Source organism: Staphylospora marina (assembly GCF_003856495.1).
Taxonomy (GTDB): Bacteria; Bacillota; Bacilli; order Thermoactinomycetales; family Thermoactinomycetaceae; genus Staphylospora; species Staphylospora marina.
The window spans coordinates 23,041-42,581 of record NZ_CP034118.1; the positions used below are offsets into that span (position 1 = coordinate 23,041).

Consider the following 19,541-nt stretch of genomic DNA (forward strand, 5'->3'; position numbering starts at 1 on the left):
CCGTCCGGGCGAGGCACTCAGAAAAAACTGCGTACTTCATCACCCGTTGTCTTCTTGGTACCATGATAGCAAAACGGGGCAAGAGGCCGGCCTGGTTGTTCCCGAAATCCGTGGAAGGGATGAGGGGCATGGACATTCAATTCGAAGTGATTCCGCAAGAACGGATCCACGTCGTCAAGAACTTGTGCAATGAACTGATGGCGTACCAACAATCAAAAGCCCGCATCCATCCGGAGTGGTTTGACGGGATGCGGTTTGAAACGAGATTGGTCCCGTCCGTCGAGAATGCCAAAGCCAATCATCTGGTCGTGGCCATGGACGGGGGAGAAGCGGTAGGTTATGCGTACAGCAACATTTCCTCCAAGTACGTCTACAGCAACAGCTTCGCCACATTGGATTGCGACGCCTTTTTTGATTTCGATTCCGTGAAAGGCGAAGACGTGGGCTGTCTTTCCCAGTTTTTCATCAAGGAAGCGTATCGCAACCGGGGCATCGGCTCCGAGCTGTTTCGCCGGGCCGTGGAGTGGTTGCGTTCGTTTGATTCCGTCGAGGACGTGTTTATCTTTGTCTCCAACGGCAACGATGATGCATTGCGGTTCTACCTTCGGAAAGGATTCAGGATCAGCCATGAGATCCTCGACGGGTTCATCACGGTGCTCAGGAACCGTGCCGGCGACGCGGCGAGCTGAACATGACCGGGGACACGGCGCTTTTTTGTTTCCCGTTCAGGTCGTGACTCTTTTTTTCTTTTTCCACGGTTTCAGGTAGGAAATGATGAAGATGAACGTGGTGACCGCCACCTGAAAGAAGACGGCAACCTGCCGGATCTCATGATTCCGCAGAAAGTCGGGATTGTGCAAAGCCATTTCTTGTTGGGTTTCCAAGAGGTGCATGTTCTCCATCATCAGGTTGTCGACAATGAAAATGCCGACCACCGTTTGAACCAGATAGAGAACAAATTTGACCCCGACCCAGCGGTGCTTGAAAAATCCCCACTTGGTGAAAAACCCGTAGATGAACCCCACCAAGAGTGTGCCGGCCGCTCCCCAGCGGATCACGTGGTCACTGATCAAGACAATGTGTTTGTACGCCGGATAGGACGCATCATACCGGCTGAAATCAACGTGCAGATTGATGGCCAAAGAGCTGAGGATTCCGCCGAAAAAGACGACGACCAGGAAGACGTGCACGATTTTCAACCATCTCAAACCATTCGGACCCAATGTTTTCATCATCATTCCCCCATTCGTTTCGTTGGTGTCGAAGCTGCGGATATCCCCATGCTACCAATCGGATGTTGTGAACCTTTGACGCGGAATTGCGGATCCGTTGATGAAGGCTTCATCCGTTTACCGATTGTTTACCTTTTCCGGGTTTGAGCCGGCTATCATGAAGTTGTACCGGTTGCAATGGAGGGGGATTCAACGGATGAAGAAGTTCCTGGGCGCTCTTGCTGTTCTCCTGATGGCGTTTGTGTTGTCGGTGCAACCCGCGTTTGCGGCCACGTTCATCACCGGCAAAGCGGTGGTGACCGATGTGCACGTCACCAAGACCTTCTATGCCAAAGCCGGAGTGATTTACTTGCAAAACCGGAACATCGCTGACCGCGAGTACATCGACATCCGGATTGAACTGTACAAGGAAGACGGAACCTTGGTGCAGGATCGCGTGGGGAATGTCTACGACTTTGTTTCCCGGCAAGACAACCCGTACACCGTTCCCGAAGACGGGAAGTACTACTTCAAGCTGGTGAACGATACGCCGGGGAGCCACTGGTACACGCATTACAAAGTGACCGATCACTCCAATTTCTGGGACTGATGGCGTTGGAATGGAAATGAGGGCATGATGCCGGTTGTTCCGGTCTGCTTCCAGGGGAGAGCAAACCGGAGGCCGGCGTCTTTTTTTGATTCCGCTCATGAACACTCTCCGCCCGCTTTTCGCATAAAAATGATACAGACATTCGCCCTGGGCGTCCGCTCGGGGGAAAGGTGGAATGGCGCATGTGTGGAATCGTCGGGTGGGTGGATTTTCAGCGGGATTTGAGCAATGAAGCCGCGGTGCTCGCCGAAATGAACGCCCTTCTTGCCGCGAGGGGGCCGGACGCGGAAGGGACGTGGGTGGCCCGAAACGTGGCATTGGGGCATCGCAGACTGGCGGTGATCGATCCGGAGAACGGAGCTCAGCCGATGGTGAAGCGGGCGGGAGAGCAAACATGGGTGATCACCTACAACGGGGAACTGTACAACATGCCGGAACTCCGCCTGAAACTTCGCTCTCTCGGGCATGAATTCGACACCCGTTCCGACACCGAGCTCATTCTGGGAGCTTACGCGGAATGGGGAAAGGCTTGTCCGGAACACCTGAACGGCATTTTTGCGTTTGCGGTCTGGGATGAAGGAAGGCAATCCCTGTTTCTGGCCCGGGACCGGATCGGCGTGAAGCCGCTGTTTTATGCACAGGTCGGCAGCTCGTTCCTGTTTGCTTCGGAGATCAAGGCTCTTCTGGCTCATCCCTTGATTCAACCGGAGGTCGATGATGAAGGCATCGCCGAACTGCTGGCCATCGGACCCGCACGTACTCCCGGGCAAGCGGTTTTCAAGGGCATCCGGGAACTGAAACCCGGGCATGCCATGACGGTCAGCCGTGACGGAATCCGCACCTGGGCCTACTGGGAACTGGAAAGCCGTCATCATACGGACGATTTTGACACCACCGTACAGCGGGTGCGTGAGCTGTTGCAGGATGCGGTAAGGCGCCAGCTGGTGTCCGATGTGCCGATCGGTACCATGCTCTCCGGAGGCCTTGATTCCAGTGCGATTTCGGCGTTTGCCGCCCGGGTGTTTCGCGAAGAGGAACGGGGTCCGCTTCGGACGTTTTCGGTGGATTACCTGGATAATGACAAATATTTCACGGTCAACGAATTTCAGCCCAATCCCGACAGCCCCTGGATCGAGATCATGAGCCGGAAGATCGGTTCCCATCACACGACGGTGGTGATCGACCATCGCGAACTGATCGGCCATCTCGGCAAGGCCATGGAAGCGAGGGATTTGCCGGGAATGGCCGACATCGACGCTTCGCTCCTGCTGTTTTGCCGGGAAATCAAACGGGATCTGACCGTTGTGCTTTCCGGAGAGTGTGCCGATGAACTGTTCGGAGGATACCCCTGGTTTCATCGGGAGGAATTGGTGAACGCGGACACGTTTCCCTGGGCACGCTTGGTCGGGGAACGGATTCCGTTCATTTCCCCCGATGTCGCCCGCCGCATCAAACCGCTGGAATACGTGGAGGCACGCTATCAGGAAGCGCTGGCCGAGGTGCCGCGTCTGTCGGAAGAGAGTGCGATCGATGCCCGGATGCGCGAAATGTTCTGGCTCAACCTCACTCGCTGGATGCCGGTGCTGTTGGATCGCAAAGACCGGATGAGCATGGCCTACGGATTGGAAGTGCGCGTTCCTTTCTGTGATCATCACCTGGTGGAGTACGTGTGGAACGTGCCGTGGAGCATGAAGTGTGCGGGTCAGCGCGAAAAGGGGTTGCTCCGGGAAGCCATGAAGGGAATCCTGCCGGATGAAATCGTGCAACGCAAGAAAAGCCCGTACCCGAAGACGCATCATCCCGAGTACCTGGCCACCATGCAGAAAGAAGTGCTGCGCCTGACGGAAGATGCCAACGCTCCCGTCTTCCAATTGCTGGACCGGAAAGCCGTCCGCTCCTTCGTCGAACAGGATTTGTCGCGCAAGCATTTCCCCTGGTTCGGCCAGCTGATGAACGTTCCGGCACTGTTGGCTTACTGGCTGAAGCTCAATGATTGGTTGATCCGTTACCGGGTCAGCATTCGGTGAAGAAATTCCACCGTCATCAAGACGGCCGGCGGATCGGGCGAACCGACCGGGATTCTGCCGGATGTCCCCGGGGTCGCCGGCCGCTTCTTCGTTCGCTTCATCGCCTGAAAAGATCTTGATGAATGTCCGGAACATGGGTACAATAGGGATGAAACATAGCCATATGCGCCCGTAGCTCAGCAGGACAGAGCAGCGGTTTCCTAAACCGCGTGTCGGAGGTTCGAGTCCTCCCGGGCGCGCCAATCCAGGAATGAAGTATTGAATGTGATCCCGGATCCTTTGACCGCTAACCGCCTGGCAGGAAGGCGGGTTTTTTTATGGAAACAATGGAAGCATCGGATGGCGTCCGAAATCGTTCCGCCATGCAGGACGAATACCGAAGGACCCTTCATTCGAACTCTTGCAAGAGGAGTCGGTGCCGATGCAAGCCGGACGTCCCCTCTCACCGCTTGTCGCTTTTTTGAAAGGGTTCAAACCCGCGTTGCTGGAAGTGCCGAACGGGGAATTCGCCTCTGACGTCGTACGCTTGTTGGGGAACGGGTATCCGTATGTCAGTGAACGGATGATTGATTTGTTGGGAGGTCGCCGATTCTTTCTTTATTTTCAAAACGAGGCCGAATGCATCCGGTTCCGGACGGCGTTCGCCGAAGAAGACAAGGACCGGGGATTGGGACTTGCCCTGGGATTCCCGCCGAAAGCCGTTGATTGGTTCGTCAGGATGCAGACGGCGAAGAGAAGCGGAAACCTGGAACAATACCGGCAAATGAAGGATCGGAAAATCGGCATGGGGTATTGCGGATGCCTGTTTGTTTGTGATGTCGGGGATTTCCTGGAAAACGCACGGTGGCTGCTGGATACGTATCCGTATCGGGAAGCGAAGGAAGCCGGGATGTATGTAAGGACCTGGAGCCACGCATGCGGGTGCCGGTCGACGACAGACGGAAACTGACGGCTTTTCAGGAATTCGTCCGGGAACAAGTCACGGGCATGTCCGGACACCGACAACATCAAGCAACCGGCCGGTAACGGCGGTTGTTTTTTGTTGGCCGCGGAACTTCATGAGGTTTCTCCGAATATCTCCTGATCCGGAAAAACAAGGATGCTTCCACCCTCTTTTTTTCGGACGGAAATCTGAATTGACGGAATCGATGGAATAATTCGTATATTTATCGCTTCAATGCGGATTTCAAATTATGCCGGATGTGTCGGAGGGAACGAGACAAAGGGTTGGTTCCGTCGGAACGGTTTCGGACCATCATCACCCGGTCTTCCCGACCGTCTCCCTTGACAGCGGGAGATGCCCTCTTTCCCTTGGATGTGCCGTCGGATTGTTTGCGAATAAACGCAAAACCATCGGGACAACGTCGGAATTTCATCGGGAACCGGCGATGTTCCGCGAACATTCATGGGGGATCCCGGGGAATCACACGCGAACAGACATCATTAAATTTTTTGTTTCATGGGCGGAAGTTTCATGTGAATTGCCGGTGTGGTGACGGGGGGATTTGTCGTCATGGTCCTCTTCTTTCATTTTCTCCGGATTTTCCATTAGAATGAATGGGACCATGTCGGAGTATGCGGAAAGGAACCTGCGCCATGAGGCATGAGAAAGTGGAGCGGATTTACCGGGCGGCGGTCGAGGTGTTTGCGGAATGCGGTTTTGAGCAAGCCCGGATGGATCAAATCGCCCGATTGGCGGGTGTGGCAAAGGGAACGATTTATTATCATTTTGAGAGCAAGGAAGAATTGTTCGCCGGGTTGATGAACGACGGCATGAACCGGTTGATGGAAGCCGTCCGGCAGAGCGTGGAAAGCCGGGAGACGGCGGTTGAACAGATGAGGGGACTGATGGAGGCTCATCTTCGATTCTTCATCAGGAACGGAAAACTGGCGAAACTGGTGCTCGGGGAAGTGTTCGGCGGATTGGAGCGGCAACGGCTGTTCCGCGCGAAAATCCGGGAGTACACGGAATTGATCGAACAGGTTCTGCGAAGGGGACAACGATCCGGGGAATTCACGGTGGAGCGCCCGGTCGAGACGGCAAGCGGGATTTTCGGCGCGCTCAGTGTTTTGGCGCTTCAAAAACTGTTCAGCCTGGACGATGATCCGGCCACCGGGGCGGAACGGGAAATTCCCGTCATGGTGGAATCGATGCAGGCCATGATCTTGAGCGGCATCCGCAAGACCGGGAATTGACGGCAACCCCTGATCATTCGACGGACAGGCAGAGGTCCCCCCGGCTTCCCGGGGGCTTTTCTTCCGGTTGTAAACCGTAATATTTCCGATTTACATGTATTGCCCATCAATATATAATAACTTCGGAATCAGGATTCTCGTGCGTTTCCCCGGAGGGATCATAAATGATCAAATGGTGGAAGATCGGGGTTGTTTTGAATTTGATGTGGGCCCTGCTCATGACCGGTTGTCAGGAACCGGCTCATGAGAAGCCGTCCGGAAAAACCCGGGTGGTGGCCAGCATCTACCCCTTGGAATACTTCGCGAAGATGATCGGCGGCGAACACGTCGAAGTGACCGCTTTGGTGCCGCCGGGCGTCGAACCGCACGATTTTGAGCTTTCTCCCCGCGACATGATGATGTTGGGCGATGCGGACGTGTTCGTGTACAACGGGGCGGGAATGGAGGCATGGGCCGAAAAGGCACTGTCATCCGCCGGCGACGACACGGTGGTGGTGGAGGCCACGAAAGGGATTCCGCTCCTTCATCCGAAAGGATCCGACGACGGTCACGATCATGACGGAGAGGCACATGATCGTGAAAGCGGTGCGGATCCGCATGTCTGGCTGGATCCCGTCCGCGCCAAGGAGATGGCGGGCCGGATCCGCGACGGCTTGATCCGTGCGGATGCCCCGCATCGGAATGACTACGAACAGAACTTCGCGGAACTGGCCCGGCGCCTCGATGAATTGCACGCGCGGTATCTGGACATGACAAAGAAAGCACCGCGCAAAGAGTTTTTGGTGTCCCATGCCGCTTTCTCCTATCTGGCGGACCGGTATGGCCTGAAGCAGATCGCCGTGTCGGGGGTTTCTCCGTCCGACGAACCGGGTCCGAGAGAGCTGGCCGACATCGTGGAGACGGCAAGGCGTCTCGGAGTCAAGGCGGTCCTGTTTGAAACGCTGGTCAGCGGAAAGGTGGCGGAGACCGTGCGCCGGGAGCTGGGAGCGGAAGCGCTGGTGCTCAATCCGCTTGAAGGGTTGACGGAGGAGGAAAAAGCCCGGGGAGCCGATTATTTCACCGTGATGGAACAAAATCTGTCCCATCTGGCCAAGGCTCTGGGGGTGCAACCATGAAAACGGACGCGGTCATGATCAGGAATCTGCATTTTTCATACGGGGAACACCCCGTGCTGGATGGCATCCATCTGGATGTCAAAGCCGGTGAATTCCTCGGGGTGGTCGGCCCCAACGGTTCCGGAAAGTCCACGTTGGTCCGCTGCATGTTGGGACTGTTGAAACCGGATCAAGGGGAAGTCCGCCTGTTCGGGGAGCCCGCGCATCTTCTCAAGGATCGCGGCCGTGTGGGGTATGTGTCCCAAAAAGCCAACAGCTTCAATCTTCATTTTCCGGCGACGGTGCGGGAAGTGGTATTGTCGGGGCTCAGCGGAAAGCTCGGGCTGTTTCGCCGGTTCAAAAAGGAGCATCACCGGCGGGTGGAACGGGTCCTGGATCAGGTGGGGCTGGCGGATCTGGCGGACAGGAACATCGGTTTGTTGTCCGGAGGGCAGCAGCAGCGGGTGTTCATCGCCAGAGCCCTGGTCCAGGAGCCGGAGCTGCTGATTCTGGATGAACCCACCGTCGGGGTGGATGCCCGCAGCACCGACCGGTTTTATGAACTGCTTTCGGGACTGCACGAACAGGGACTCACCCTGATTTTGATCACCCACGACATCGGAGCGGTGACATCCTTGGTGCAACGGGTGGCCTGTTTGAACAAAAAGCTCTTTTTTCACGGGGATGCCTGTGAATTTGCCCGGCAGGCCGAGGAGATTCTTTCGGAGGCCTACCGGCATGAAATCCGCGTCATGAATCACCGGCATTGAGCCCCGGGGAAGGAGGAAACCCAAGCACCATGCTCGAAGCCATTTTCAAATATGAATGGATGCAAAACGCGCTTCTCGCGGGGGTGATCATCGGCCTCATTTCCCCCGTTTCCGGCATTCACCTGGTGGTGCGCCGCCTTGCCATGATCGCCGAAGCCCTCTCGCACGTCACGTTGTCCGGCGTGGCGGCGGGACTGTTGGTGAGCAAGGAAGTGAAGAGCCTGTCCGGGATTCCTCCCATTTGGTACGGCATGGCCTTTTCAGTGGCGGGTTCGCTGTTTGTCGAACGCATTCGCAAATTGTACCGGACTTATCAGGAACTGGCCATTCCCATCATGCTGTCCGGAGGAATCGGTCTCGGAGTGGTCCTGATCAGCGCGGCTGACGGTTTCAATGTGGACATCGCCGGGTATTTGTTCGGCAGCATTCTCGCCGTGGGCAGGGACGACCTGCTGCTGATTCTGTTTGCGGGAGTCGCCGTTCTCCTGTTTTTTGTCCTGTTTCACAAAGAGATGTTTGCGCTGTCCTTTGACGAGGAACACGCGGAACTCAGCGGAGTGCCGAAAAGCCTGGTCAACGGTTTGTTCACGGTCACCGTATCTCTGGTGATCGCCGCTTCCGTCAAAGTGGTCGGCGTCCTCCTGGTTTCCGCACTGATGACGTTGCCGGTGGCCGCCGCTCTCCAGTTGGCTTCCGGCTTCAAAAAGACCCTGCTTTGGTCTGTCGTTTTTTCCGAGTTGGCCGTGTTTGCCGGCTTGACTGCCGCGTGGTACCTGGACTGGGCATCCGGCGGAACCATTGTCCTGGTGTCGGTGACCATCCTGGGAGCCGTGGTGGGAGGCAAACGGCTGGTCAACCGCTTGAGAAGCCGGTCCGCATGAACATCATCACACCTGAAGAACCGACGGCGGGTGAACGGATATGGATGTCAAGGAAGCACTGGAACTGCTCAAGAGAAACGGGTACAAGTACACGGGAAAACGCGAGCGGATGGTGCATGTGTTCGCGAAGGAAGGGCGCTACCTGACGGCAAGGGAAGTTCTGGATCACATGCAGAAGGATTATCCGGGACTCAGCTTTGACACGGTGTACCGCAACCTGTCCCTGTTCGAGGAATTGGGCATCGTGGAAGGGACGGAGTGGAGCGGTGAGCGTCGGTACCGGTTCAACTGCGGCGGCGACCGGCATCATCATCATCTCATTTGCACGGAGTGCGGGCGTACCCGCGCCATCAACATCTGCCCGATGAACGCCATCCTCGGAAAACCGGACAATTTTGAAATCACCGGCCACAAGTTCGAGATTTACGGGATTTGCTCGGAATGCTCTCCGTCGGAAAACCGGGTTCAGTGACCGCCTGGGGGAGGCGGATCGGACCTTTGAAAACGGGGCGGATTTCCGGTTTGCCGTTCCCGAGTTCTCCGGGAAGGAACCGCACCGCCCCGAACGGATCCGGAACATGCGCCTGAGGGCTTCGGCATCCCGAAATGAAGGATCATGGGCGGACGGAACGGGGGAATCATCGATGAATCATGAACACTACATGAAGAAAGCGCTCGAGGAAGCCGAAAAAGCGGAGGAAATCGGAGAAGTGCCCATCGGTGCCGTCATCGTCAAAGACGGGGAGATCATTGCGACGGGTTACAATTTGCGGGAGACGACCCACGACCCGACGGCGCATGCCGAAATGGTGGCCATTCGCAAGGCGGCCGGGATCATCGGGGGATGGAGATTGGAAGGATGCACGTTGTATGTCACGCTGGAGCCGTGCCCCATGTGTGCGGGAGCCATTCTTCAGTCGAGGATCGAACGGGTGGTGTACGGAGCGGAGGACCCCAAGGCGGGGTGTGTCGGAACGCTGATGAATCTCCTGGAGGACTCCCGGTTCAACCACCAATCCGAAGTGATCGCCGGGGTGCTGAAAGAGGAATGCGGCGGAATCCTCACCCGGTTTTTCCGGAAGCTCCGGAAGCGGAACAAAGAACGCAAACAACATGAGCTCCGGACAGCCGAACCCGGGACGGGCTGAAAACAACCTTCCATGCCTCCGGTCGGCTGCCGAACGCCCGATTCTTCCCAAAAATGACTCTTGACATTTTTGAAGTTTTTCTTTAAGATAAATTACTGTCACCGGTTGTTTGTGTGTGCATGTGGAGAGGTGTCCGAGTGGTCGAAGGAGGCGGTCTCGAAAACCGTTGTACCGGGTTGACCGGTACCGTGGGTTCGAATCCCACCCTCTCCGCCAGAATCGACGCAAGCCTTGGAAAATGGGTACATGAAGCGTTCACCCGTTACGTCCCCGCGGACGGAAGGGTGGACGCTTTTCTCATGTATGAAGAATTTTGCAATCCCTGGTAAAAGATCACGGAGAGTATTCTGAAGGGAGGGAAAATTTGGTTTTCATCCGTCGCCGTGAAGGGATGCGCCCTTGAAGCATTCCGGTTGGTTCGCCGGGATGCCCAGACAATCGGGAATCGAGGTGAAACCATCATGAACAACGAGAGATTGACGACTTTGCTCATGGTCCTTTGTTCCCTTCTGGCGGTCGCCAATGTGGCATTCTTGTTGTCCGAATGGAACGAGCCTTCGCAGGATCGAAACATGCCGGTGATGATCCTGAAAGGGAAGGAACAGCCGGCCAAGGAAGAGGTCATGATTGGAGTTTATCCGAAATCCGTGAATATGATGTGGGACGGGACCGAGGCGGATGACAACGGGTCCGTGATGGCGTTGATCGGGGCTTTGGCCGTGACGGCGGCAATCGCCCTTGCCGCGTACGACTTCTTTCGGATCCGTCAAATGCGGGATTCCATGGAAGAGTTGAAGCGTCGGGAAGACGAGTTGGAGAGAAAGACGGAGGAAAAATATGCAAAAAGAATCCGTCAGTTGGAGCAGGCTCAGGAAGCCATGTCAACAGTGATGCAGAAAATGGCTTTTGTGGAAATGAAACTGAAAAAACCGAATGCCATGTTGAACTTATATACATCTCTCATGAGTTATTACGTGGAAAAGGATTGTGCGTCCAGCATCCAGCATTTCAAGGCATTTATCGCGGAGAACAAGAAGCACGAAGGGTTTTTGAACATCAGTTTGTATAAGTTGTACGACAATTGTGGAATGATCGAACAAAACACGGACGAAGTGCTGGACATTCTGACCAAATGTCTGAACAAACAATGTTACGTCGAAACATCCACCGTGTTTGAATATTTGAATGATGCCCAGCAAGACAGACTCCAAAAAGCCATGGCAAGTTATTACGATCAACTGACCGTCGGTGAATTGGAAATGAACAAAGCCGTCAGCAAGCAGTGGGAAAACCTGTTTGAGAAATGTTGCTGACCGTCAAAAAGCCATTGAGTCTGTGAAGGACTCCTTCATGGATTTCATTGGCTTTTTGTGTGGGTCGCAGGGGAATCGGCATTTTCCATCAAATGTCATTGTATGTGGAATTTTGATGTTGGATGAAGGTGGAGTACAAGTCACAGGAGCATACAGCAGACGTGTCATTTCATTTCGCCACCCGTCCCAGATCAAGGGGAGTGGGGCCCTTTTTCCGGGCCGCAGACGGAGGGGATGTCTTTGTCATATGAAAAGGTGTTGCTCCGTTTCAAAAAGATGAACGGTTTCGTGCAGTCTCTGAAAGAGATCCCGGAGGAATGGTGGTTGATGCCGATCGCCGACGGCAAGTGGTCTCCCGCGGAAATCATCGCCCATCTGATTGAGTGGGACCGGTTCCTGCTCGATGGTCGGCTGGATCAGCTCAAGCCCGGCCGAGCTGTGCCATCCGCCTCGGAGCAGGTGGACGGGCTGAACGCCCGGGCCGCCCGGTGGGCTCGGGAGGAAGCCTCGCGGGAGGAAGTGCTGGCGGCTTTCCATTGCGTCCGCACCCGATTGCTTCGGCGCCTGGAAGCGATTCCCGAGCGGGATCGTAAGGAGCCGTTTGCGATTCGGGGCCGCTCCCTGACGCTGACGGAGTATTTGGAGGGATTGGCCGATCATGAGGAATATCATCAAAAGCAAATCGAAGAGTTTCTCCGTCACCGCCGTGAAAAGTGACGGAAAGAGTGATTCACATTAAACGGCGAGAGTTTGAAAAATGTTCCTGACCGCATTCTTTCCGGATGGTTTCCGGACTTCAAGTAAAGACTGTAACCGTGAAGGAATCATGGATCCGTATGGACTTCCGTCGAATCATCGCCCAAGAGAATCGCCCCCGGCTAAGCGGGAGCGACGGTCGGTGATCTATTCTTCCGGATCGGCGATGCGAATGCCTGCCTGTGTTGCCAGCACCATTTGCTCAAGAACGGGCTGAGGCTGCAGATGGGCTCTTTTCAGCGTCACCGCGGTATCCAGCGCGTTTTCCAAAGCGATGAGCAGCCTCGCCGGGGGGAGGAGTCGCGACTGTTTGTCCAGTTCCTCTTTCCATCCGGCAAAGACGGGTTCGTCGATGCCCGAACGCAACCTTGTCAAATCCCGGAACCACAGCACCAACAGGTCCATGATCAACGGGAGCCGATGTTTTCCTTCGTCTCCCGCTGTTGCTTCTTCCTGGGCCGGAAGCAGGGCCGTCGATGAACCCGCCAGGATTTCCCCGGCCCATTCGATGACCCGGCGGACGAGGGCGCAAAACGCATCCGGCTGCTCCCGGAACCGGTTTGCCGCTTCATCCGGCAAATGAGCGAGGATGCGCCTCCACTCATCGGGCACGCCTTCCTCCGACAGTCGGACCTCTTTATGATCCGGATCCGGCTCCCGGAACCGCACTTTTTGACAGCGGGAGAGGATCGTGGGCAGGATGGAATCCGCCTGATCGGTGATCAGGACGGCGATCATCGGGGAAGACGGTTCCTCCAGGAATTTGAGCAGGCTGTTGGCCGCTTCTGCCCTCATTTTGTCCGCTTCCTCCATGATCACCACGCGGGTCACTCCCGGAGGGGCGCCGTATCGGAACTGTTGCTGCAGGGCGCGGAGCTGGTCGATCCTGATCACGGTTCCTTCCGGTGTGAGCGTCACCACGTCCGGATGATTGCCGTGGTCGATTCTTCGGCAATTGACGCATTGATCGCATGCTTCTTCCCGGCCCTCCAGGCAGTTGACCGCTTTGGCCAATTCCAGGGCCGCCGCTTTTTTTCCCGAGCCCGCCGGTCCGTGAAAACAGTACGCATGGGCCACGCGGCCGGTTTTGAGCGCGTTGGTCAGCATCCGCAATGCCCCCGGCTGATGTTTCAGGGCACTCCATGACAACGGGATTCACCTCCGGAATACCACTATGGTTCCATTATAGGGGAAACGTCGGGGTTCGTCCCGGTCTCGATGCGGGCGTGGGAAATTCAGCCACCGGTTGTCGGAAATCGCCTTTTGTGATATGATAGATGAGCCGCGCTAGACGGGGAGCTTGCGGTGCCCTGTAACCCGCAATCCGCACAGCGGGGTCGAATTCCCGTCCGAGGCTTCATCCGTGCGGGATCAGGTCCGTGATCGACGGTGCTGAAGATCGGGTCCTGCGCAACGGAAACCTTCGAACCGTGTCAGGTCCTGACGGAAGCAGCACTAAGGAGGATCTTCCGTGTGCCGCAGGGCAGCCTGGTCCGAGCCGTGGGTCCGGGAGCCGCCCGGGCGGATGTTGTCGGAGACGGGTGCGCGGCATCTTGACAAGGCGGCATCTTGACAAGGCAATGAAGACGTCCGACAGGGCGTTTGGATGATTCAACGTTTCGAAGACAAGCCGAAGGATTTTTTCCTTCGGCTTTTTTTGATGCATTCACCAAGATGGAATCAGTTGGCGCATGACAGGGTACAGGGCCAGACCGAACAGTCCGAACGCGACGGAAGCGGCCAGTGCCGTTTTCACGTTGATGTTTCGGCGGATTTCGCGGATCTGGAGAAACGTCAAACCGGCGACGGGAATCATGATGACGGCGCCATCCGCCCAGCCGGTTTCAACCGTCCGGATGACCTCCGGCAGCACCCAGGTGATCGGGGCGACCAGGCACCAATCACCGAACAGGTTGTTTTTGTGAGAGCCGGCGGCCAAGGCACCGAGGATCGGACACAAGGGGACGGCGGCAACAAACCACGGGGCCGCTTCACGCCATCCGGCAGCAAACGGAACGGACTCACGCAAAACGAACAGCAGATGGTAAAAGACCAGCCACGCCGTCAGGAAGGCTCCCACGACGCAAGTGCCGATCCACATCGCCTTGCGAAAGGCGTTCTCTCTCCGGGTGGCATATACGGCGAGCAACATGGCGACCGCGACCCACGGGGCCGTCGAAGCTCCCAAGGTCAGGAGAACATTCGGCATTTGCCGGAGCCATTGAGCCAGCGTGCCCAGGATCGCTCCCGCGAAGAAAGCATCAAACAGCATCAGCCGGAAAGAAGGATGTCGATCGCTCATTTCAGGTCTCTCTCTCCCCGGGGACAGTTTACCTCAACGTATTCCTTCAGCGCTTCCGGATTTCCGTTTTCGGCTTGGCGAAGCATGTGGTCGAGAGACGATTTTGATTCAGGGGCCAACCAACGTTGAAAATAAAATTTTGTGCCAATCGAGAGGACTTGGTTCAAGGCCTGTTTTCGTTCCTCTCCGGAGATTCCCGGATCCACGAACCGGCTGGTCCATGAGCAGAACCAGTACCAATCGGCTTCCTGTTTTCCGCTTCCTGCTTCATACCGCTGGTTTCCGAAATGCAAGACAGCCGGTGAATCCGGCCATTTCCAACCGGGAGCCAACTTTAGCGTTTCCGCTTCCTTCCGGTACTCCATCAGCACCTCTTCCGCGGAAAGAAAGACTTTTTCCCGGGCATCATAATCAGGGCGTACGGACCGATCATTGCGGACAGGAACAGAATCCCCGCGACATACAGGATCAGACGAACATGCTTCAATGGATGGCTTCCCTCCGTCAAGCAGGAGACTCCCCGCGGACATTGACAAACCTTGCAGTTGTTTCTGATTTCTTGGTCGGATTTCCTGTCGCAACCTTGATCCCACGAAGCGGTTGTCTTGCAGCGCGAACAACGAAACCGCGCCCCTTTCATCAATGCTTCATGTCGGACAACGTTCACATCTTTCATTCCGATGTCCCCGTTTCGCCATGGTTCCCGGTTCGTGCGGCAAAGCTCGATGGATGTCGGCACGGGGAACGGGCGGATCCCGTTTGTCCGACGGAACGGGAGATTGTTCCACGAGATGGCGGAAATTTTGGAAAAATTTCGCCCGATGACGCCTTGATTAGAAGGAAGAGGAAGAAACAAAGAGAATAAGAAATTCAGGACAATATGGATAAAGTTGGAATGGATACGGTGGATTCACGCAGGAAGGGGGTGGCCGGGTAACGCCTGCCAATGGTTTTTCATCTCCGTCAAGGCAAGCTGCGGGCGTGAAAACGGAGCGTTCCTCGCAGAAGGGCGTGATGGTTGGTTGAGTCCGACATGCCGTGTTTTGCCGAAACCCTCCGGCCTGATCCGGCAGAGGGAATGGGTTGGAATGGAAGCTTTGGATGTGGCGGTGCGATGAATATGATGGATACGAACGTTCAGATCCTGACAGGAAACGACGAACAAAGGTCATATCACGCGCTACCCCTTTTTCCCGTGACCACCAGTGAGCAAATCGCTTCCCGGCTGATCGCCGAGATCCACGTCGGCATCATTCTTCTTGATCAATGTCAGACGATCGTGGAAATCAACCAGGCGGCGTGCGACTTGCTGGGAATCCCGAGATCGAGCGCTCTGGATCGCTCCTGGGAAGAAGTGGTGGCGCTTCTTGATTTGGCTGCGGCGGAACGTGAGCGGTTTGCGGAATTTCCGGGGAAGAACCCGCGGGAACGGAAGAAATCCGAAGTGTACTGGAACATCGGCGGCACTCCCCGTTATCTGGCCCTGACCGTCCAGCCGTTCACGGGAGACGACGGAGAAGTCGGAGGTCAGGTTCTCACCATCGAGAACGTGACGGAGATCCGGTCGCTGGAACTTCAGGTTCAACGGAACAACCGGCTGGCGACCATCGGTCAGATCGCGGCCGGTACCGCTCATGAAATTCGAAATCCGCTGACCGCCATCCGCGGATTCCTGCAAGTGATCGGTCATCGGCTGAAGGAGAACGGACAGCAGAAAGAACAGGGATACATCGAAATCATGCTGAAAGAGATCGGACGCATCAGCAACATGGTGGGGGAATTCCTGCTCCTGAGCAAACCGCGTCAGGTCGATCTGCAAACGGTCAGCGTCAACAAAGTGCTCAAGGAGATCCTGCCCATCATCAAAAATGAGGCTCTTCTCCACAACGTCGACATGCAGATCGACAAAAAGCTGCCGGTCAACCCGATGGTGATGGCCAACGGGGAACAGTTGAAGCAGGTGTTCCTCAACCTGTGCAAAAACGCCATTGAGGCGATGGAAGACGGGGGTTTGCTCACCATCCGGCTCTCTCTCAGGGAGTCGGAGGACCGGCTGATGGTGGAGATCAGCGACACGGGGCCGGGAATCCCCGATACCCAAAAAGTGTTTGAACCGTTTTACACCACCAAGGAGAACGGTACGGGACTGGGACTTCCCATCTGCCGCCAGATCCTGAGTGAAATCGGCGGCACCATCGAGTTGACTTCATCGTCGTCCGGCACCGTGGTCCTGGTGGGACTCCCTCTGGTTCAGTCATGAGCTTCGGCCGCAAGCGGACCGGAGACCTTGTTGTTTCACCTGAAAACCCGCTGTTTCGGCGGGTTTTGTTTCTTTTGGAAAAGAGAATGGCGGTGTAGTATGATAAAAGGGAGTGTACAATAACCCCGCCGGGGAAGGTTGGAGTGTTTGGATTGTCCTACCGAGCACTGTATCGGGTTTGGAGACCGCAACGATTCGATGATGTGGTGGGCCAGGAGCATGTGACCCAGACACTGAAGAATGCCCTTCGCGAAGGGCATCTTTCCCATGCCTATCTGTTTCACGGACCTCGCGGTTCGGGCAAAACGAGTGCCGCCAAGATTCTGGCCAAGGCGGTCAATTGCCTGAACGGCCCCGCTCCGGAACCGTGCAACGATTGCGAAATCTGCAAGCGCATCACGGAAGGAAGCGTCATGGACGTGATCGAAATCGACGCCGCTTCCAACCGCGGTGTCGATGAAATCCGGGAATTGCGGGACAAGGTGAAGTATGCTCCCTCGGAGGTTCGGTACAAGGTCTATATCATCGATGAAGTCCACATGTTGACCACGGAAGCGTTCAACGCGCTCCTCAAGACATTGGAAGAACCCCCGGGTCACGTGATTTTCATTTTGGCCACCACCGAACCGCACAAGCTGCCCCCCACCATCATTTCCCGATGCCAACGTTTCTCGTTCCGGCGCCACACGGCCGAACAGATCGTGGGCAGGCTCCGCTTTGTGCTCGAATCGATGAACGTCAATCATGAAGAACGGGCGCTCTGGGCGGTGGCCAAAGCGGCCGACGGCGGGATGCGCGACGCGCTCAGTTTGCTGGACCAGGCACTTGCCTACGCGGGGGAAACACTCGATGAGGAATCGGTTCTCTCCGTGACCGGTGCGGCCGACGGCCGGATGGTGGTGGAACTGTTCCGGACCGTGATGGCCGGAAAGACGGCCGACGCCCTTCAACGGTTGAATGATTGTTTCAGAGAAGGAATGGAACCGGACCGGCTGGTCGACGAATGGATCCGACTGGTTCGGGATTTGCTTCTTTACAAAGCGGCTCCCGGCCTGGAAGATTTGAAAATGTCTCTTTCCATGTACGGGGATCTGCCTGAATTGGCCGAAACCCTGTCCATCGGACGGTTGAGCGGCATCATCGATCAATTGTCACAAACGGCCAGACAGATGAAGTGGTCGACCCACCCCCGCTTTTTGCTCGAAGCAGCCATCATTCGCATGACGGGATCGGACGGCGGCGAAGCTCCGATTGCCTCTTCCGAATGGGCGCGCCTCGAGGCGAGAGTTCGCGAGCTGGAGCAGAAGCTGGCCCGGTTGCAGGAAGGGCAAGGATTCCAGTCGGGACCGGGAAAAACCGCCGAATCTCCGGCAAAACCCGTTCGAACGTCCGAACTTCGCGATTCGGGAGGATCCGTCGCGCTGGAGCAATGGGTTCGGGAGACGGTGCCCGCCCGTTTGGCGGAAATCCGAAAGGCATGGCCGGAAATTCTTCACCGTGTGAAAGAAGAAAAAATCATGGTTCATGCCTGGTTGGTGGACGGGGAGCCGGTCGGGGCGACGCCGGACAGTGTCATTGTCGGTTTCAAAAGCAAAATCCATCGCGAAACGACCGAGAAACAGGCTCACAAGGAACTGATCCAGCGAGTGCTGTCCCAGGTGACCGGTCAACCGCTCAAACTTCGGACGGTGATGACGGCGGACTGGAAGCGGGTGGCCTCCCGAAGGGCTTCGGAATCCGACGAAGGATCGGCCGACGAGGAGGAATCTTCCGCTGACGTGGTGAAACGTGCGGTGGAATTGTTCGGGGAACAACTGGTCAAGGTGATGGATACCTGATGATGACGGAGGGGTACGCATCATGATGAGAAACATGAATCAAATGATGAAGCAAGTGAAGAAAATGCAACAGGAGATGGTCAAGGCACAGCAGGAGTTGGAGCAGAAGGAAGTGACCGGAACGGCGGGCGGAGGCGTGGTCAAGGTTCGCATGAACGGTCACAAGCAACTCCTCGGCGTGGAAATCGCTCCGGAAGCGGTGGATCCCGACGATGTGGAAATGCTCCAGGACCTGATCACCGCCGCTTTCAACGACGCCATGAAACAGGTGGATGAATTGGTGGCCAAAGGCCTCGGGAAGTTCACCGGCGGTTTGAATATTCCCGGGCTGTTCTGAGTGAGGGGGAGCCGGGTTTGTACATTCCTGAACCGATATCCAAATTGATCGAAGGCTTCATGCGCCTTCCCGGCATCGGTCCGAAAACGGCACAGCGCCTGGCTTTTCACGTCCTGACGATGGATGAAGAGGATGTGATGGATCTGGCCAAGGCGCTCATGAGGGCCAAACGGGACTTGTTCACCTGCTCCGTCTGCGGCAACATCACGGACAGCGATCCTTGTTTCATTTGTGCGGACAAAAGCAGGGACCGGTCGGTGATCTGTGTGGTGCAAGACACCAAGGACCTTTTGGCGATGGAGCGCACCCGGGAATATTCCGGGCTTTATCATGTGCTGCACGGGGCCATTTCCCCGATCGAAGGGATCGGTCCTGAAGAATTGAAGATTCCGCTGTTGCTCAAGCGGCTCGAAGATGAAACGGTCAAGGAACTGATTCTTGCCACCAACCCCAACATCGAGGGAGAGGCCACCGCCATGTACCTGTCCCGACTGGTCAAACCGTTCGGGCTGAAGGTCACCCGGATTGCACACGGCTTGCCGGTCGGCGGGGATCTGGAATATGCCGATGAAGTGACGTTGGCCAAGGCGCTTGAAGGAAGGCGGGAATTGTGAAACCGGTGCGGTCCGCTCCGTGTTTCCGGGATTGCCGGCTGAACGTTCGTAAAGCCGGCGTTTTTTATTTTGGCCGGAAGCTTCACGCCGGGGCATCCGCCGGTCGTGAATCGCGGTCGCTCGGTGCGTTTTGGGGCGGCGAACGAAAACCGTGTGTGCAAGACGTTGGACGATTGCGGCGGTC

General features: G+C 56.2%; 20 protein-coding genes, 2 tRNA genes and 1 other RNA gene. 19 read left to right on the forward strand and 4 right to left on the reverse strand.

Annotation, left to right across the window (positions count from 1 at the left end):
* Positions 1-128: 128 nt before the first annotated feature.
* On the forward strand, positions 129-689 hold the full coding sequence (locus EG886_RS00110) for a GNAT family N-acetyltransferase (RefSeq protein ID WP_164491557.1): 561 nt from the start codon (positions 129-131) through the stop codon (positions 687-689).
* A gap of 36 nt (positions 690-725) precedes the next feature.
* On the opposite strand, the gene EG886_RS00115 is transcribed toward EG886_RS00110, so the two are convergent.
* Positions 726-1,232: a DUF2269 family protein gene (locus tag EG886_RS00115; protein ID WP_124726272.1), complete on the reverse strand. Its 507-nt coding sequence runs from the start codon at positions 1,230-1,232 to the stop codon at positions 726-728.
* A gap of 196 nt (positions 1,233-1,428) precedes the next feature.
* Between EG886_RS00115 and EG886_RS00120 the strand changes: the two genes are divergently transcribed.
* The 13 genes from EG886_RS00120 (at position 1,429) to EG886_RS00180 (ending at position 11,967) form a co-directional block, all read left to right on the forward strand.
* Positions 1,429-1,821 carry a hypothetical protein gene (locus tag EG886_RS00120; RefSeq protein WP_124726273.1) on the forward strand — a complete coding sequence of 131 codons (393 nt, stop codon included), beginning with the start codon at positions 1,429-1,431 and terminating at the stop codon, positions 1,819-1,821.
* A gap of 182 nt (positions 1,822-2,003) precedes the next feature.
* On the forward strand, positions 2,004-3,848 hold the full coding sequence (asnB, locus tag EG886_RS00125; protein ID WP_124726274.1) for an asparagine synthase (glutamine-hydrolyzing): 1,845 nt from the start codon (positions 2,004-2,006) through the stop codon (positions 3,846-3,848).
* Between the two features lie 165 nt (positions 3,849-4,013).
* Positions 4,014-4,090 (forward strand) — tRNA-Arg (locus tag EG886_RS00130).
* A 179-nt stretch (positions 4,091-4,269) separates the two neighbouring features.
* Positions 4,270-4,797, forward strand: coding sequence for a hypothetical protein (locus EG886_RS00135; protein ID WP_124726275.1), 528 nt, complete (start codon positions 4,270-4,272; stop codon positions 4,795-4,797).
* A gap of 647 nt (positions 4,798-5,444) precedes the next feature.
* Positions 5,445-6,044: a TetR/AcrR family transcriptional regulator gene (locus EG886_RS00140; RefSeq protein WP_164491558.1), complete on the forward strand. Its 600-nt coding sequence runs from the start codon at positions 5,445-5,447 to the stop codon at positions 6,042-6,044.
* Between the two features lie 164 nt (positions 6,045-6,208).
* Positions 6,209-7,159: a metal ABC transporter substrate-binding protein gene (locus EG886_RS00145; RefSeq protein WP_124726277.1), complete on the forward strand. Its 951-nt coding sequence runs from the start codon at positions 6,209-6,211 to the stop codon at positions 7,157-7,159.
* Complete coding sequence (locus tag EG886_RS00150) at positions 7,156-7,908, forward strand: metal ABC transporter ATP-binding protein (RefSeq protein ID WP_124726278.1); 753 nt, start codon at positions 7,156-7,158, stop codon at positions 7,906-7,908. The genes EG886_RS00145 and EG886_RS00150 overlap by 4 nt, the downstream gene beginning before the upstream one ends.
* Positions 7,909-7,937: 29 nt before the next feature.
* Positions 7,938-8,789, forward strand: a complete 852-nt coding sequence (locus EG886_RS00155) for a metal ABC transporter permease (RefSeq protein ID WP_124726279.1) — start codon at positions 7,938-7,940, stop codon at positions 8,787-8,789.
* A 40-nt stretch (positions 8,790-8,829) separates the two neighbouring features.
* A complete protein-coding gene (locus tag EG886_RS00160) occupies positions 8,830-9,261 on the forward strand; it encodes a Fur family transcriptional regulator (RefSeq protein ID WP_124726280.1) in 432 nt (143 codons plus the stop codon).
* 172 nt (positions 9,262-9,433) lie between these two features.
* Entirely contained in the window at positions 9,434-9,937 is a 504-nt protein-coding gene (gene tadA / locus EG886_RS00165; RefSeq protein ID WP_124726281.1) for a tRNA adenosine(34) deaminase TadA, read from the forward strand.
* Positions 9,938-10,060: 123 nt separating this feature from the next.
* Positions 10,061-10,153: transfer RNA gene (locus EG886_RS00170), tRNA-Ser, on the forward strand.
* A 245-nt stretch (positions 10,154-10,398) separates the two neighbouring features.
* Positions 10,399-11,250 carry a hypothetical protein gene (locus EG886_RS00175; protein WP_124726282.1) on the forward strand — a complete coding sequence of 284 codons (852 nt, stop codon included), beginning with the start codon at positions 10,399-10,401 and terminating at the stop codon, positions 11,248-11,250.
* Positions 11,251-11,490: 240 nt separating this feature from the next.
* A complete protein-coding gene (locus tag EG886_RS00180; protein ID WP_164491559.1) occupies positions 11,491-11,967 on the forward strand; it encodes a DinB family protein in 477 nt (158 codons plus the stop codon).
* Positions 11,968-12,153: 186 nt separating this feature from the next.
* Here the strand turns inward: EG886_RS00180 and holB are convergent, their stop codons facing one another.
* Positions 12,154-13,155: a DNA polymerase III subunit delta' gene (gene holB / locus EG886_RS00185; protein WP_124726284.1), complete on the reverse strand. Its 1,002-nt coding sequence runs from the start codon at positions 13,153-13,155 to the stop codon at positions 12,154-12,156.
* Positions 13,156-13,288: 133 nt separating this feature from the next.
* Here holB and ffs point away from each other — a divergent pair.
* Positions 13,289-13,555: signal recognition particle sRNA large type (gene ffs, locus EG886_RS00190), an RNA gene on the forward strand.
* Positions 13,556-13,672: 117 nt separating this feature from the next.
* Here ffs and EG886_RS00195 read toward each other — a convergent pair.
* Together EG886_RS00195 and EG886_RS00200 are read right to left on the reverse strand one after the other, a co-directional pair.
* Entirely contained in the window at positions 13,673-14,308 is a 636-nt protein-coding gene (locus tag EG886_RS00195) for a hypothetical protein (RefSeq protein WP_124726285.1), read from the reverse strand.
* Positions 14,305-14,673: a hypothetical protein gene (locus EG886_RS00200; protein WP_124726286.1), complete on the reverse strand. Its 369-nt coding sequence runs from the start codon at positions 14,671-14,673 to the stop codon at positions 14,305-14,307. Before EG886_RS00200 ends, EG886_RS00195 begins: the two co-directional genes overlap by 4 nt.
* A 749-nt stretch (positions 14,674-15,422) precedes the next feature.
* On the opposite strand from EG886_RS00200, the gene EG886_RS00205 reads away from it, so the two are divergent.
* The 4 genes from EG886_RS00205 (at position 15,423) to recR (ending at position 19,357) form a co-directional block, all read left to right on the forward strand.
* Complete coding sequence (locus EG886_RS00205; protein WP_164491560.1) at positions 15,423-16,568, forward strand: two-component system sensor histidine kinase NtrB; 1,146 nt, start codon at positions 15,423-15,425, stop codon at positions 16,566-16,568.
* Between the two features lie 152 nt (positions 16,569-16,720).
* Positions 16,721-18,406, forward strand: a complete 1,686-nt coding sequence (gene dnaX / locus EG886_RS00210) for a DNA polymerase III subunit gamma/tau (protein WP_124726288.1) — start codon at positions 16,721-16,723, stop codon at positions 18,404-18,406.
* A gap of 25 nt (positions 18,407-18,431) precedes the next feature.
* On the forward strand, positions 18,432-18,743 hold the full coding sequence (locus EG886_RS00215) for a YbaB/EbfC family nucleoid-associated protein (RefSeq protein ID WP_124728594.1): 312 nt from the start codon (positions 18,432-18,434) through the stop codon (positions 18,741-18,743).
* A gap of 17 nt (positions 18,744-18,760) precedes the next feature.
* A complete protein-coding gene (recR, locus tag EG886_RS00220; RefSeq protein WP_124726289.1) occupies positions 18,761-19,357 on the forward strand; it encodes a recombination mediator RecR in 597 nt (198 codons plus the stop codon).
* The last annotated feature ends 184 nt before the right edge of the window (positions 19,358-19,541 follow it).

Coding starts and splice junctions, on each gene's coding strand:
- EG886_RS00205 (WP_164491560.1), top strand. CDS start 15,423: ATGAATATGATGGATACGAACGTTCAGATCCTGACAGGAAACGACGAA.
- EG886_RS00215 (WP_124728594.1), top strand. CDS start 18,432: ATGAGAAACATGAATCAAATGATGAAGCAAGTGAAGAAAATGCAACAG.
- EG886_RS00160 (WP_124726280.1), top strand. CDS start 8,830: ATGGATGTCAAGGAAGCACTGGAACTGCTCAAGAGAAACGGGTACAAG.
- EG886_RS00120 (WP_124726273.1), top strand. CDS start 1,429: ATGAAGAAGTTCCTGGGCGCTCTTGCTGTTCTCCTGATGGCGTTTGTG.
- EG886_RS00135 (WP_124726275.1), top strand. CDS start 4,270: ATGCAAGCCGGACGTCCCCTCTCACCGCTTGTCGCTTTTTTGAAAGGG.
- EG886_RS00200 (WP_124726286.1), bottom strand. CDS start 14,673: ATGGAGTACCGGAAGGAAGCGGAAACGCTAAAGTTGGCTCCCGGTTGG.
- EG886_RS00110 (WP_164491557.1), top strand. CDS start 129: ATGGACATTCAATTCGAAGTGATTCCGCAAGAACGGATCCACGTCGTC.
- EG886_RS00175 (WP_124726282.1), top strand. CDS start 10,399: ATGAACAACGAGAGATTGACGACTTTGCTCATGGTCCTTTGTTCCCTT.
- EG886_RS00155 (WP_124726279.1), top strand. CDS start 7,938: ATGCTCGAAGCCATTTTCAAATATGAATGGATGCAAAACGCGCTTCTC.
- EG886_RS00140 (WP_164491558.1), top strand. CDS start 5,445: ATGAGGCATGAGAAAGTGGAGCGGATTTACCGGGCGGCGGTCGAGGTG.
- EG886_RS00115 (WP_124726272.1), bottom strand. CDS start 1,232: ATGAAAACATTGGGTCCGAATGGTTTGAGATGGTTGAAAATCGTGCAC.
- EG886_RS00150 (WP_124726278.1), top strand. CDS start 7,156: ATGAAAACGGACGCGGTCATGATCAGGAATCTGCATTTTTCATACGGG.
- EG886_RS00145 (WP_124726277.1), top strand. CDS start 6,209: ATGATCAAATGGTGGAAGATCGGGGTTGTTTTGAATTTGATGTGGGCC.
- EG886_RS00195 (WP_124726285.1), bottom strand. CDS start 14,308: ATGAGCGATCGACATCCTTCTTTCCGGCTGATGCTGTTTGATGCTTTC.
- asnB (WP_124726274.1), top strand. CDS start 2,004: ATGTGTGGAATCGTCGGGTGGGTGGATTTTCAGCGGGATTTGAGCAAT.
- tadA (WP_124726281.1), top strand. CDS start 9,434: ATGAATCATGAACACTACATGAAGAAAGCGCTCGAGGAAGCCGAAAAA.